The organism is Cellvibrio sp. KY-YJ-3, assembly GCF_008806955.1.
In the GTDB taxonomy this organism is placed as follows: domain Bacteria; phylum Pseudomonadota; class Gammaproteobacteria; order Pseudomonadales; family Cellvibrionaceae; genus Cellvibrio.
In genome coordinates, this window is the sequence record NZ_CP031727.1 from 2,879,082 (window position 1) to 2,892,585 (window position 13,504).

The 13,504-nt window shown below is 49.4% G+C and carries 11 protein-coding genes; 5 read left to right on the forward strand and 6 right to left on the reverse strand.

Features of this window, described 5'->3' with window-relative positions:
* Nucleotides 1-81 precede the first annotated feature (81 nt).
* The 5 genes from D0B88_RS12065 to D0B88_RS12085 form a co-directional block, all read right to left on the reverse strand.
* Nucleotides 82-2,403: a bifunctional serine/threonine-protein kinase/formylglycine-generating enzyme family protein gene (locus D0B88_RS12065; RefSeq protein WP_151057451.1), complete on the reverse strand. Its 2,322-nt coding sequence runs from the start codon at nt 2,401-2,403 to the stop codon at nt 82-84.
* 68 nt (nt 2,404-2,471) lie between these two features.
* Nucleotides 2,472-3,338 carry a PP2C family serine/threonine-protein phosphatase gene (locus D0B88_RS12070; protein ID WP_151057453.1) on the reverse strand — a complete coding sequence of 289 codons (867 nt, stop codon included), beginning with the start codon at nt 3,336-3,338 and terminating at the stop codon, nt 2,472-2,474.
* Between the two features lie 141 nt (nt 3,339-3,479).
* On the reverse strand, nt 3,480-6,398 hold the full coding sequence (locus D0B88_RS12075) for an insulinase family protein (RefSeq protein ID WP_151057455.1): 2,919 nt from the start codon (nt 6,396-6,398) through the stop codon (nt 3,480-3,482).
* A gap of 136 nt (nt 6,399-6,534) precedes the next feature.
* Nucleotides 6,535-7,161 (reverse strand): tRNA-uridine aminocarboxypropyltransferase, encoded by a 627-nt coding sequence (locus D0B88_RS12080; RefSeq protein ID WP_151057457.1) that lies wholly within the window; start codon nt 7,159-7,161, stop codon nt 6,535-6,537.
* Complete coding sequence (locus tag D0B88_RS12085) at nt 7,158-7,553, reverse strand: GIY-YIG nuclease family protein (protein ID WP_225318350.1); 396 nt, start codon at nt 7,551-7,553, stop codon at nt 7,158-7,160. The genes D0B88_RS12080 and D0B88_RS12085 overlap by 4 nt, the downstream gene beginning before the upstream one ends.
* Between D0B88_RS12085 and D0B88_RS12090 the strand changes: the two genes are divergently transcribed.
* A complete protein-coding gene (locus D0B88_RS12090; RefSeq protein WP_151057459.1) occupies nt 7,547-8,359 on the forward strand; it encodes a methyltransferase domain-containing protein in 813 nt (270 codons plus the stop codon). The genes D0B88_RS12085 and D0B88_RS12090 overlap by 7 nt on opposite strands.
* 29 nt (nt 8,360-8,388) lie before the next feature.
* On the opposite strand, the gene D0B88_RS12095 is transcribed toward D0B88_RS12090, so the two are convergent.
* The gene (locus D0B88_RS12095; RefSeq protein ID WP_151057461.1) at nt 8,389-8,892 is read right to left on the reverse strand and encodes a molecular chaperone DnaJ; all 504 of its coding nucleotides are present in this window, start codon (nt 8,890-8,892) and stop codon (nt 8,389-8,391) included.
* Nucleotides 8,893-9,079: 187 nt separating this feature from the next.
* Between D0B88_RS12095 and D0B88_RS12100 the strand changes: the two genes are divergently transcribed.
* The 4 genes from D0B88_RS12100 (at nt 9,080) to D0B88_RS12115 (ending at nt 13,419) form a co-directional block, all read left to right on the forward strand.
* Nucleotides 9,080-10,843, forward strand: a complete 1,764-nt coding sequence (locus D0B88_RS12100) for a hypothetical protein (RefSeq protein ID WP_151057463.1) — start codon at nt 9,080-9,082, stop codon at nt 10,841-10,843.
* Nucleotides 10,844-10,852: 9 nt separating this feature from the next.
* Entirely contained in the window at nt 10,853-11,401 is a 549-nt protein-coding gene (locus D0B88_RS12105) for a hypothetical protein (protein ID WP_151057465.1), read from the forward strand.
* 75 nt (nt 11,402-11,476) lie between these two features.
* Nucleotides 11,477-12,520, forward strand: coding sequence for an agmatine deiminase family protein (locus D0B88_RS12110; protein ID WP_151057467.1), 1,044 nt, complete (start codon nt 11,477-11,479; stop codon nt 12,518-12,520).
* Nucleotides 12,520-13,419, forward strand: coding sequence for a carbon-nitrogen hydrolase (locus D0B88_RS12115; RefSeq protein ID WP_151057469.1), 900 nt, complete (start codon nt 12,520-12,522; stop codon nt 13,417-13,419). Before D0B88_RS12110 ends, D0B88_RS12115 begins: the two co-directional genes overlap by 1 nt.
* Nucleotides 13,420-13,504 lie beyond the last annotated feature (85 nt).

Below are 13,504 nucleotides of genomic sequence, written 5' to 3' on the forward strand. Positions count from 1 at the left end.
TGATTCATCATCAAGGGCTTTTTTGTGAAGAGTTTTTTTACGATTTTTACAATGTTATTTTTTAAGAGGGTTGCTGATTATTTATAAATCCATCACCACACGAAAGCCAAGGTGGGCATCAAAAATTTCTGCGTGATGATAATCGCGTTTGTGGTTGGCTAATTCATCGGCATTGTCTTTTGCCGAGCCGCCACGTACTACCCGCGCATCGCAACTTTTTACCAGCAAGGCCTGACCGTTTTTCGGGTGCAGGTTGTAGTTATCCGCAAAACAATCTTCCACCCACTCAGCGACATTACCGGCGGTGTCGTAAATACCAAAACCGTTGGCGGGGTAGGTGCCGACCGGCGCCGTTTTGGCACCAAATAAACCGGAAAATTTACTGTTACAGCCGCGGCGACAGTTGGCACGACCAGCGGCGTCTTTCGCGTCGTCGCCCCACCAAAATAAGGTGTTGGTTTCGGCGCGGGCAACGTATTCCCATTCCGCTTCGGTGGGCAGGCGATATTTTTTACCCGTGGTTTCACTGAGCCAGCGTGCATAAGCGCGTGCGTCTTCAAAACTGACATTAATCACCGGGCGATTGCCGCGCCCCCAGCGATTGTCATTCGGCAGTGCGCGATTGGTCGTCTGCGCAAATATATCGTAATCATCAAAAGTGATTTCGTATTTGCTCATCGCAATATTTTTGCCGATGGTAACTTTATGTACTGGCATCGCCAGAATATCGTCTTTATGGCCCATCAAAAAACTGCCCGTGGGGATGCGCACCATTTCCGGCCCCTGGCTTTTAATCGCGGCAACCAACTGGCTGCTCATGGCTTCGCCCGGTTTTAAACTTTCGCTGAGTGTATAGGCGGGCGATAAATCCTGATCGCTAATTTCAACCCAGTTGCGTTGCATGTCATAGCCGGGGTGGCTGACTTCAATGTGATAGGTGCCGGGCGGTAATTGCATGCCGGGTTCGTAACGCTCGGGAATATTCAGCACCCTGACTCGCGCTTGTGCGGGTACGGTTTTCACATTCAGTGCATAGGTGATGATCGGTGCACTGCTTGCCGCTTCACTGGTTGTCGCTGCATTAATATCGATAGCGGCCATCTGGCTGCCATCCGCGGTGTTTTCACTTACAACTACAGGTGCCGCGTTTGGCGTATTTACCACCGCGCTGTTAGTCGTGTTGTTAACAGGCAATACAGGATTTGTTGCTGCATCTTTTTGCAGCGTAAGCGTTTGTTCAGGGGCTTGTTCCTGCACGGTTTTATCGCCATCAGTAAACCAAAAGCCAAGACCGATAAGTGCAATTATCACCAGCGCGATACCGGTGACTTTTTTGTAGGTTTGTTGCTTGCCATCGACAGCGGCATGAACACGGGTAACCACTTCCGTGCGCTGTGAATGTATTGGCGCGTGACCTTCGTTGAAAAAAATCTCGGTAATTTTAGTGGATGGGCGCACATAAAAACCGCGCTCCGGGTTCCAGCGCAAGGCACGCACTTTATTCCAGCGCCAGCGCAACGCATTAAGGGTTGCACTAAGCAACGCGCCAGCCAGCGCGATGACGGTAAGATCAGTAGGATGCACATTACTGGTAAGTGGTGCGTGATGATTTTTTTCCAGCTCTTCAATAGCTTGAATTAAATCGCGCCCGCGTTGAAAGCGCTGCTCCGGGTCTTTGGCGAGCAGCTTGTCCAGAATTTTTTGGTAAGCTAAATATTGCAGCGGTAATTTTGGAATTGGCGCGCTGATATGTTTGAGCGCGATGGTGACTGCCTCTTCGCCCTGATAGGGCAGGCTACCAGTGAGCATTTCGTAAAACACCACGCCGAGGCTGTATAAATCCGAGCGACCATCGACGCTGTTACCTTTGGTTTGTTCCGGGCTCATGTAGTGAGGTGTACCCACCACTGTACCGACATGAGTCATGCGTGAATTTACTGCGAGACCCCGTGCCACACCAAAGTCCGACAATACGGCGGAGTTGTCGGTACGGAATAAAATATTTTCCGGTTTTATATCGCGGTGGACATAACCTTTTTCGTGCGCGTGATCCAGCGCGCTGGCTACTTCGCGGATAATGCGCAGTACTTCCTCGCCATTAAGGCCGGTTGTCATGCGATCGTGTACCGAGCCGTTGGGCAGGTAATCCATGGCGATGTAATTTAAATCTTCATGGCGACCTATATCGTAGATCGCCACGATATTTGGGTGCGACAGCTGACCAACAATAGTGGCTTCGCGCTGGAAGCGCTCGCTGAAGGCTGGGTCGCTATTGAGTTGCGGATTCATCACTTTTAACGCAACAACACGCCCCACGCTGATTTGAATCGCGAGGTAAACGGTGGACATGCCACCCTGATTTATTTTTCTTACCACCCGGTAACCGGGAATTTGCAGCGCCATAACAACAGGTATCTATAGACAAAGGTTGGGTTATCAAACAGTTCAATGGTCGGAATTTCTCTCCGCCATTAAGTTAATACAACATAGACCAGTAGCCCCAAGAGTGAGACAAGTGACGCGCCAAAAATCCAGGCATCCCGTTTTAGGTTGCCGGTCAAATGGGGCACAAACTGCCACAGCCCATTGCCCTGGTCAGCGGGCCGCAAGGGCGATTCAATAATTTGCAGGGTTATATTATCGCGCCCGCCGTTGGTAAGTGCTGCGTGCATCAGCTGATCCACCGCAGCAACGCAATCGCTGGCGTCACAGAGAATTTGTGCGATGGTTTTGTCATTTACCTCGTCGGTCAAGCCATCGCTGCACAGCAATATCCACTGGTTTTCCTGCCATTGATTTTCAAGGTGATCCACTTTCACCTGCGCTAATTCCTGCATGCCTAAACATTGGGTGATGATATTTTTTTCCGGGTGAAACTCTGCATCTTCGGCGCGAATTGCCCCGCTTTCTACCAGCATTTGCACGTAGGAGTGGTCTGTACTTAATTGCTCCAGACGCCCGCCCTCACGGCTTGGCGTCCAGAGGTAGGCACGGCTGTCGCCAACCCAGGCGATTTGATAGCGCTGATCCTGGCTTTTCAGCGCCACTACGGTTGAACCCATGCCCGGCGCACCTATGCCTTGCTTGGCCGAATTGATGATACTGAGATGGGCTTGTTGGATGGCATCGAGCAGGGAGAGGTGGGGATTATTGCGCGTGTTGCGCTCAATAGTGTCGCGCACCAGCGCGCTAGCAACTTCACCGGCTTCATGCCCTCCCATGCCATCGGCCACCAGCCATAGGCCCTGTTCCGGCTTGCTGAGAAAGCAGTCTTCGTTGTTGCTGCGCGTTAAGCCCGGGTGGGATGCGGCGCTGTAGTCAAGCGGCTTTATGGTCATAGGTTGGGGTCAGCGTCATGCCAGTTATTGTTCGAATTAGTGTCGACCAATACTAGATGAGTTTGTGCGCCAAGACTATCTGGCCGGGGCAAATCTATGCGCCCCGGCACACTTGGCTATTCCTCCTTGGGCGTGGTTGCCTTAACAGGTTTTGATACTCAGCCCAAGCTGCTCAACCAGTTCTTTTTGCCCGGCATGAGTCACTACGGCGATACTGGCTTTTTGCGCTTGCAAGTAAATGTTGGCGACCCGTTTGAGGTCATCCGCGGTTACCGCCAGAACACGGTTGCGGAATTGCTCCCGTTTTTCGCGCGTGCGCCCAAACAACTCGGCTTGATAGGTGGATTTGGCTTCGCCAGCAGGTGAGCCGGGTTTATCAATACTGCCAATTACACCCAGAATCGCCTCTTCAACCGCTTGCCATTGGTGATCGGTGGTTTGCAGCCATTCCAGTGATGCATCGAAATCGGCCAGGGTTTCAGTTAAACGCGGGTCGCGATAGGAATAAAAACGGAACGCCGCGCTGTTGCTGTCCTGACTCGCACCACCACCGTAAGCACCGCCTTGTTCGCGAATAGTGCGATGTAAAAAGCCGTTGCGTAAAAAGCCGCCCAACACAGTGAGTGCGGCTGCATCCGGGTGATCGCTCGGTACGGTGGGGTAGGCTTTGGCACAGAAGTTCACCTGGGTATTGGTGATCCACGCCTCGCGAATCGTTTCCTGAACCGGTGGCAGGGTGAAATGTTTGAAATCCTTAACTTGGGGTTCTATTGGCCAACGCGCTTGCAGATTGTCGCGGTAACTATCCAAGTGCTCTTGCTCGCCCACAATCAAAAATTGCTTGGGTGCTTGTAATACCAGGTTATGGATAGCCTGTAACTGCGCGGCAAACGCGGCGAGGTTTTGTGCATCGTCCAGTGAATTATCCAGTGCTTTTACTGCGGCAATGCCCTCAAGCCCGCCGAGTTGATGTGACACTTTTGCCGCCGGGCTCATGCCCGCACAGGCGGCCGTCATGGCGAGGCTGTGGCCATTACCGGTAATGCTCTGTTCGCGGCGTGCGCGATTTTGGGCGATCAGTTCGCGAATGCGGCTGTGCTCGTCAAAACGCACGTTTAAAAGGGTGGATTGCATCAAGTCATTGAGCGCCGCGCTGTTGCGGCTCAAAGCTTTGGCAGAGAGTGTGAGGTAGGCATCGATCGCCTGAACATCATCACTTGCGCCTCGAATGCTGCTGAACGCGTGAATGGAACCTACGACTTCAGCTTGCCAGCGCTGGGTGGCAAGGTAGTCTTTATCGCCCGCGCCCAATTCTGTTAAACAAATGCAGTAGTAAGGCAGGACTTTAAGCTGTGCCTCGGACAGCACGGGCAACTTGCAGGTGATTTGTTGATACACCAAACCATTGGTTCCTGCGGCATAGCGGCGCAGCGGGTAATGATTCAACAACTCGTGGCTGCCGGCGGTGTAATGCAGGTTAGCGGGGATATCAGTCAAATCCACTTTAGGCAGGATGCTCTCATCGTCCTGTTGTTGCTGACGTTCTTGCAGCGCATGCGCGCGCGCGATAATTTCCTGTTTCTGGGCATCGCTCAGCTGCGCTTTCATGGCGGCAAGGCGGGCAATTTCGGCGGCTTTAATGCGTTCGCCCATCTGTGCATCCGGGCGCAGGGTCAAGCGCACGCGGTGCGGGTTATCCAGTAACCATTTGCGCACGGCGGTTTGGATAAACGCCGGATCCTGGGTTTTGCGGCGCAAATTTTCCAGTGCGACATCGACATCCAGCAGCGCGATAGGGTCGCCGCGATGGGTGGCTGAGGTTAAGCCGGTCAGAATTAATTGCAAACCGTAAGGGTAGCCATCGCCACCCACTTCGCGCTGCGATAACTCCAACTGGTGCAGCGAAGCGGCGACTTGCTCTTGCGGAATTCCGGCTTCGGCTACTTTGCGCATGGTGTCCAGAATCATCGCTTCTACCTGCGGGGCATCTTCCAGCTTGCAACCTTCAAGGCCGCACACAAACGCCATTTCGCGCGATGAATCGTCCAGCCCACACAGTGGCGAGGGCGCTTGCCCTAGTTCGGTTGTCTCCAGTGCTTGTTGCAAGGGTGAGGCGCTGTTGTCGAGCAAAATGTTGGAAACCAATTGTGCTTCCAGTGACTCATCAAGATCCGTCGTTTTACCGAGTAACCAAGCGATGACGACATGGTGTTTTTCTTCCAGATTTTCCGCATCACTTTCATCAATTGGGTAGGCCTCTTCCACCGCAATCGGTGCGTGGTAGCGCTTTTCATCGCCCACGGCAATTACTTCATCCAAGGCTTCAAATTGGCTCAGCGCGCGAGTTTCAAATTTCTCTTGATGAACGGCGGCAGGAATGTCGCCGTAGGTCATAAATACCGCGTTACTGGGGTGATAGTGAGTGCGATAAAAATCTTTCAACTGCTGATAGGTGAGGTTGGGAATATCTTCCGGTTCTCCACCACTGTTGTAGTGATAGGTCGTGGTCGGATAAAGGTATTTACACAAGGTATGCCACAGCTGGGATGAGACCGAACTCATCGCACCTTTCATTTCATTAAATACCACGCCTTTAAACACCAAATCGGAATTGGGATTATCGGTTTCGGCAAACTCCACGCGGTGGCCTTCCTGCGCAAAATCCAGTTCATCCAAGCGCGAGAAAAACACCGCATCCAAATACACATCGAGTAAGTTATTAAAATCTTTTTGGTTCTGGCTGGCGAAAGGGTAGGCGGTCCAGTCGGAGCTGGTGAAGGCATTCATAAAGGTATTCAGCGAGCGGCGCACCATCATAAAAAATGGATCGCGTACCGGGTATTTTTGGCTGCCGCAGAGAGCGGTGTGCTCCAGAATGTGGGCAACTCCTGTGGAGTCGTGCGGTACGGTGCGCAGTGCTACCAGAAATACGTTTTCGTTATTGTCAGCTGCTAAATGTATGTGCTGGGCGCCGGTAACTTTGTGGCGATATTCTTCTACACGAATTTTCAAAGCATCGATGTTTTGGCTGCGCAATAATTCAAACGTCGGATAAGTCATAAGTCTGCGGTTCTCTTGGTTTTTAATTCTCGTTTTTTGATTCTTGTTTCTTGATGAAAGATAGAAAATATAAAACGATGGCTATTCAGATGCGCTCACAGCGGGAATTTAGGCCGGGCTGTTAATGCGTCGTTATTCAATCGGATTTAGGAATAAAAGCCGCCAGCTGTGCGACAAAATCGGCCATCGCCTGTAGCACGGGTTGATAGTTGACGCTGTGCTGTTCAAGTTGCTGTAGAGCGTAACAACTTGCCTCCAGTGTGGAAAGCTGATTTTCGCTATGGGCTTTGCGAATGCGGTAAATGGAGGCCGGTGTCTGGCTAAGGCTCAGCAGCGGTAACTGCTGCAATAGCGGGTTTAGGTAGAGCATTTTTCGGCTTTTACGCCAGGTGGCATCAATCACAATCAGGCGCAGTTGTTCGGCGGAATAATCGGCGAGCTCTGGTGTGGCGGGCGGAGGTGTAATGCCCAGTGAGTGGTAGTCGGCCAGCGGTGGGTAGAGCAGTAATGGTCGTCGCCCATTGGCATAAATGAGCTGCTGTAATTGCAATTCATCAAATCGTTCACCGGTATAAATCTGGCTGTTTTTTAAACTCAGTTGTAATAAAACTGCAGTATTTTTTGCATTGGGTGTTTCTTCTGGGTGCTGCAGTATTAATAACTCGACACGATTATTAACCTGATGAATAAACGCACAAAAACAGGTGCGCGTGGGGCGCTGGCAGAGGCTACAGTTTGCGCGTTGGTGTGACTCGTCATTCATGGGTTATCGGCGCTCGGGCTATGCGCGGCGAGGTGCTGCAGATCGTACTTGGCGATTAACACTGAACACTTGGTGTGTTGTTGATGGATAAGGGTACGTTTGGCTTTAGCGCTGAGTGTTTTTAGCGCATGTTCACGTTTACTCGCACTGGAACGGTCGTGGCCATCCTCCAGAAAACACAGCTGCATGGGCTTGCGACCGCGAAAATAGCGCGCACCGGCACGGCCGGATTCATGGGCCTGCCAGCGGCGGCGCATATCGGTGGTGATTCCGGTGTAAACTTGATCGTCGCTGGTGAGAATCATATAGACCAACCAGTTATTTGCGGGCGTTATGTCGTGCAAGAGTGCCGCACCAATAAGTGTAATGAGTGAACGGAAAGTATATGGCAAAAGAATCCAGCAGTCAGGATCGTAATTTTGATGATTTGGCCAAGCGTTTTAAAAAGAATATATACGGCGGGTTAAAGGGTGATATTCGCCTTGCGATATTAGAGCGCGATTTTAGTGATCATATTCCTGCTGTACCTTTTGGTGCAGACGCTCGCCCCTGGCGTGTGTTGGATGCGGGTGGAGGCCAAGGGCAATTCTCCTTACAAATGGCTAAAGCCGGGCATCAGGTGGTGATTTGCGATATCTCGGCCGAAATGCTGAAACTCGCTGAAGAGCAAGTAAGCGCAGCAGGCTTGCAAAACAATGTCACGCTAATTCACTGCGCAATTCAGGATTTACCCGCGCAGCTGGGCGCGCAAGAGCCGCAATTTGACTTGGTTATTTGTCACGCAGTAATGGAGTGGATGCAAGAGCCGCGCGAGTTGTTACCTTATCTACTTCAGCACCTCAAACCGGAGGGCTATTTATCCCTCACTTTTTACAACCTGCATTCATTGATCTATAAAAATTTACTGCGCACTAACTTTAAAAAAATTATCAATCAGGATTTTGGCGGTGCGAAAGGTAGCCTCACGCCCATCAATCCCCTGGACCCGCACGTGGTTATGGGGTGGATTAATGAGTTACCGCTCAATGTGCTGGTGCACAGTGGTATCAGAGTATTTCACGATTATATTTTTAACGAGGAGCATCGTGCCCGTGAGCCCGAACAGCTATTGGAAATGGAGCTAAGGTTTTCGCGTGAGGAGCCATATCGTTCATTGGGCCGTTATATTCATGTCCTAGCGAAGCATGCAAAACAATAATATGGCTCAGCTCTGTGATTAATTTGCGCTTATTTTGCGTTGAGTTTATTGATCAGTAGGTCGCGTGCTTGATTAATTTTGGCTGCCAGGTAGTCGTTGCCACCGCGATCCGGATGAAGTTTCTGAATCAAACGGCGGTGTGCATCCTGTACCATTTCCTGCGTAATCTCGCCTTTATTCAGGTCTCCGGTTAGCCCCAGAATTTCCTGAGCTTCCACAAGGTTCATCGCACCGCTTGAGGGCGGTGGTGTTGTTTGCTCCTGGGGTTTTTCCTGTTTGTGTTTTAGCCAGAGCGGTAGGGCCTGCATTAACAGATTAAAACCAACACGCAAAAAGGGTAAAAGCGCGCCGATTGCCGCACCTATCCAATGCATGCGTCCAGTTACCACCAACACGATCAGTAAACCGAGAAAAATCCCTGTCCCCAAGCGCCAGAGGGATTTGCGCTGTTGTGCGCTATCCATTCTCTTATAGCGAGCACTGATAATTACAATAGATGTCACTATCACCGCAAAAATCAGAATATTCAGCATAGGTTTTACAAGCTCAGGTTAATGGTTGCATCAGGTCGTATGGCGTGAGTGGCGAATAATTCAGCATTATCTTGATTGTGGTGCTGTTGCGCTAGTGACTAAATCGCTTAATCAGGGTTTTTGATTATACTTGCTTAGGTTGATCTTAAACTTCATTTGCATTTATACCCAGGTCGCGAGGTAATACATGAGGGGGTTCTATGCGCATACCCTGTTTCATTTAGTCAGGCGCGGTACCGGGTTAGTTGTGTTGCTAACGCTCACGTTGCTCGTCAGTGCCTGTGGGGGAGGCTCATCGGGTGGATCAACTCCAGCGACCAGCAGTGCTCAGGCTATATCCTCAACCGCTACTTCCGCGTCAAATGCAATAATTTCTTCATCGAATCAATCTCGCTCCTCGTCGAGTGCTTCGGTCTCTTCCAGCGCTGCGCTAGTCGTTATATCTGGCAGCCTCACTTACGATTACGTCCCTCATTTCACTGAGCGCAACGGGTTAAATTATGCCGGGACTGTAGAGTTGCCCATCCGCGGCTTGGTAGTTGAGTTGCTGGATGCTGGCAATCAAGTGCTAATGACGGACATAAGTACGCAAACCGGCACCTATTCGTTCACGGTGACACGTGATCAGCCTGTGCGGGTTCGAGTGAAGGCGCAACTGTTGCGCGAACAAAATGACAATAGTGCACGCTGGAATTTTAAAGTAACCGACAACACTGACAACAACAGCCTTTATGCCATGGTGGGTTCATTGTTGGTAGCTAATGACGCTAATGCTGTACGCGATCTTCATGCTGCATCCGGTTGGACGGGAAATGCCTATACCCAGCCACGGGTTGCAGCACCTTTTGCGATACTTGATTCGATTTATATCGGTGTACAACGACTCGTAGCGGTAGATGGATCAGTACAATTACCTGCCTTGGAGTTTCGCTGGAGTCCAAATAACATTACTGCTGATGGTGAATTGGAACTCGGTGAAATTGCGACCAGTTTTTATCGCAACGATTTGAGCGCGATATATTTGTTAGGGGGCGAAGATGATGACACTGATGAATATGATCGCCATGTTGTGTTACATGAATGGGGGCACTATTTAGAGGCAGAGCTTTCCCGTTCCGATAGTATCGGAGGTGATCACAGTGGCGATGATAAATTGGATTTTCGTGTCGCTATGTCCGAAGGTTTTGCGAATGCATTTTCTGCCATGATGCTGGATGATCCCATTTACCGCGATGCAAGCGGCACACAGCAGGCTGAGGGCTTTAAAATCGCTGTTAATAGTACTGAAAACCGTGAGCGCGGCTGGTACTCTGAGGCATCGGTACAGTCGGTTCTTTATAATTTTTATGTGAGTGAGAACAATAAAACTGCGCGCGATTTTGCCGATATATTTACTGTTATCACTCGCGATAATTACAGTACTAGTGATGCTTTCGTTTCCATTTATTTGTTTGCCGAACAGTTGCGCGAAGCATTGCCGGGTGTTACTGCAGGCTTTAATAGTTTGCTGTCTGGGCAAAATATTACAATTACAGATCGCTTTGGTGCTGGCGAGAGTAACTCGGGCGGCGCCACCATTAATTTACCTGTCTATAAAACGTTACCGCTGAATAACACCGCTGTTAATGTATGCAGCTCAAACGCTAATGGCTCTTACAACAAACTCGGTGTATCACAATTTTTAGTATTGAATATCCTGTCTGCAGGTAATTACCGCATTACGGCGACTGAGTTTGGAACCACTTCTGATGACTCTGATCCTGATATGTATCTATATCAACGCGGTATTCAGCTACAAGAAGCGATAAGTCCAACGGTCGGTACAGAGACTCTCACTCGCTCGCTGTCAGTAGGAACTTATGTCCTTGAACTTGTCGATGATAGAGCGGTGAGGGACGATTTTAATGGCGATGTATTGGCGTGTTTTGATGTTCGCGCGCTGCCCAATTAGGTGACCACTATGATGAAAAAATTAATAGCCGTATCGTCCATCTGGGTAGTGGGCTGTATGGTTCTAGCACTTTTGCAAGCGTGTTATTCCGGTAGCTCAGCGCAAACTCCTGAAAATGCCTCCCAGCCCAAAGCCGTTACCGTCAAACCTGGTGCAAGTGTAAGTATTCGCAATACGCAGCCTATAAAACTTGAGACTGTGGGAGAGCAAAATATTGTTGTTGTTTTGCATTCGTCGAGTTTCCCCGGCGAAATGAGCGTTAGTGTTGCGGCGAGCAAGGGGGTAAGTATTCTGTCTACCCCTAATCCTTTGGTATATCCATTAACCGAAAGTGGGGAGTATCGCGTCCCTTTGCACCTAAATGTTGAACACGAAGGCCGTCATTATGTGCGTATGAACGTGAGTATTAGTAGTGGCGGGCTGAGTGAAAAACGGGTTGTTTCCGCCATACTGCAGGTGGGGGAGGTTCGCGCCAAATCGCAGAAAGCCGTGCCTGCAGCTAGTTCGGATGCTGTCATTTCGCTTCCCGCGCAAGAGCGTGTATCGCCACGAGACTAATCGTTCATAGGTTGGCGCGGTTTGTTTATAATGGCCAGCAAATCTGGCCATTTTCTTTTGTAATGAGGTGTTTTTATGTCTACTCAACGATTGCCCGCAGAGTGGGAGCCACAGGATGCGGTCATGCTGACCTGGCCGCATAAAAATACCGGCTGGAACTGGATTCTGGAGGATGTCACCGAGCTTTATGAGGCTCTGGCAACGGTTATCGTAGATTATGCTGACGTAGTTATTGCAGTGCCTTCAGCTATGGTTGACGAGGTTTATACTCGCCTTGAAGCCATGGGCGCACCTATGGATTATATCTATTTGTATCCTTGTGAAAGTGACGACACATGGGCGCGCGATCATGGCCCACTTACAGTTGAAACTGCAGACGGATTTAAATTATTGGATTTTCAGTTCAACGGATGGGGAAATAAATTTCCTCACAAAAAAGACAATCAAATATCACAACAATTATTTTCTCAGAAAGCATTTCCCTACGCGACTATAGAGGTACAGGATTGGGTGCTTGAGGGCGGTTCAACAGAAACTGATGGTCAAGGTACTTTACTCACAACATCATCTTGTTTACTTAATAAAAATCGCAATCCTCATTTGACCAAAGAAGAGATTGAAACGCGTTTAAAAGCGGCGTTCGGGATTAGAAAAATTAATTGGCTCGATCATGGTTATCTTGCCGGCGACGACACAGATAGTCATATAGATACTTTGGCGCGCCTGTGCCCCAACAATACTATTGTTTACACGGCTTGCGATGATGAGCAGGATGAACACTATATTGAATTGAAAAAAATGGAAGACCAGTTAAAAACGTTTACTAATGCAGATGGCGAGCCCTATCGTTTATTGCCGCTGCCTTGGTCTGGCCCTGTGCTGGGGCGCGATAGCGACGAGCGGCTACCCTCTACTTATGCCAATTTTCTCATAATCAATGAAGCAGTATTGGTCCCCATATATGATTTGCCAATGGACGAAGATGCACTGGAAGTAATATCACAAGCATTTCCCGGGTTTGAAATTATGGGGATTCCGTGCAATGCCTTGATAGAGCAGGGCGGTAGTCTTCATTGCATTACCATGCAAATTCCCGAAGGTGTTTTGGAGCCACTCTAATGCGCAATCAAAGCATTAAAAGAAAGTTAAATATTGGTGTTGTCCAACAATCATGCACCGCAGATATTGCTGCTAATTTTGCTAAAACCTTAGAAAATATTCGCAAACTTGCCGCGCAAGGTGCGGAACTAGTAGTTTTGCAGGAGCTTCACCGTGGATTGTATTTTTGTCAGCAGGAAATCAGTGATCATTTTGATCAGGCCGAGACAATCCCTGGGCCTAGTACAGAAGCATTAGGTAATCTTGCGCGGGAATTAAATGTTGTTATCGTTGCGTCTTTATTTGAAAAGCGCGGTGTTGGTTTGCATCACAATACTGCGGTTGTCATTGAGCGCGACGGTTCTATTGCGGGAATGTATCGCAAGATGCATATCCCGGATGACCCGGGTTACTATGAAAAGTTTTATTTTACCCCCGGCGATTTGGGCTTTAACCCCATCCAAACATCAGTTGGAAAGCTAGGTATTTTAGTGTGTTGGGACCAATGGTTTCCTGAAGCAGCACGCCTAATGGCAATGGCGGGCGCTGATTTATTAATTTACCCAACAGCCATTGGTTGGACTCCAAGCGAAGACGAGGGCGAAAAAGATCGCCAACGCGAAGCGTGGATTACAGTTCAGCGCGCCCATGCAATTGCAAATGGTTTGCCCGTGGTTAGCGTTAATCGTATAGGGCATGAACCTGACCCCGCTGGCGGTTGTGGCTTGGATTTTTGGGGCAGTAGTTTCGTTACTGGACCGCAAGGTGAATTTTTGTGGGTAGCCCCTGTAGATCAAGAAGTAAATTCAGTGGTTGAAATCGATTTACAACGCAGTGAAGCGGTTCGTCGGATGTGGCCTTATTTGCGCGATCGCCGCATTGATCACTATGGGGACTTGTTGAAAATTTATCGCGATTAATATTCATATTGCGGTGATGATAATTTCAGCTGCTGGTAAGCGAATTCGTCTAGACTTTCTCGACGTTATTCATTGGGCAACTCTC

Excerpts from the sequence above, each read along its gene's own strand:
- D0B88_RS12115 (WP_151057469.1), top strand. The coding sequence starts at position 12,520 with ATGCGCAATCAAAGCATTAAAAGAAAGTTAAATATTGGTGTTGTCCAA.
- D0B88_RS12090 (WP_151057459.1), top strand. The coding sequence starts at position 7,547 with ATGGCAAAAGAATCCAGCAGTCAGGATCGTAATTTTGATGATTTGGCC.
- D0B88_RS12095 (WP_151057461.1), bottom strand. The coding sequence starts at position 8,892 with ATGCTGAATATTCTGATTTTTGCGGTGATAGTGACATCTATTGTAATT.
- D0B88_RS12080 (WP_151057457.1), bottom strand. The coding sequence starts at position 7,161 with ATGAATGACGAGTCACACCAACGCGCAAACTGTAGCCTCTGCCAGCGC.
- D0B88_RS12075 (WP_151057455.1), bottom strand. The coding sequence starts at position 6,398 with ATGACTTATCCGACGTTTGAATTATTGCGCAGCCAAAACATCGATGCT.
- D0B88_RS12100 (WP_151057463.1), top strand. The coding sequence starts at position 9,080 with ATGAGGGGGTTCTATGCGCATACCCTGTTTCATTTAGTCAGGCGCGGT.
- D0B88_RS12070 (WP_151057453.1), bottom strand. The coding sequence starts at position 3,338 with ATGACCATAAAGCCGCTTGACTACAGCGCCGCATCCCACCCGGGCTTA.
- D0B88_RS12105 (WP_151057465.1), top strand. The coding sequence starts at position 10,853 with ATGATGAAAAAATTAATAGCCGTATCGTCCATCTGGGTAGTGGGCTGT.
- D0B88_RS12110 (WP_151057467.1), top strand. The coding sequence starts at position 11,477 with ATGTCTACTCAACGATTGCCCGCAGAGTGGGAGCCACAGGATGCGGTC.
- D0B88_RS12065 (WP_151057451.1), bottom strand. The coding sequence starts at position 2,403 with ATGGCGCTGCAAATTCCCGGTTACCGGGTGGTAAGAAAAATAAATCAG.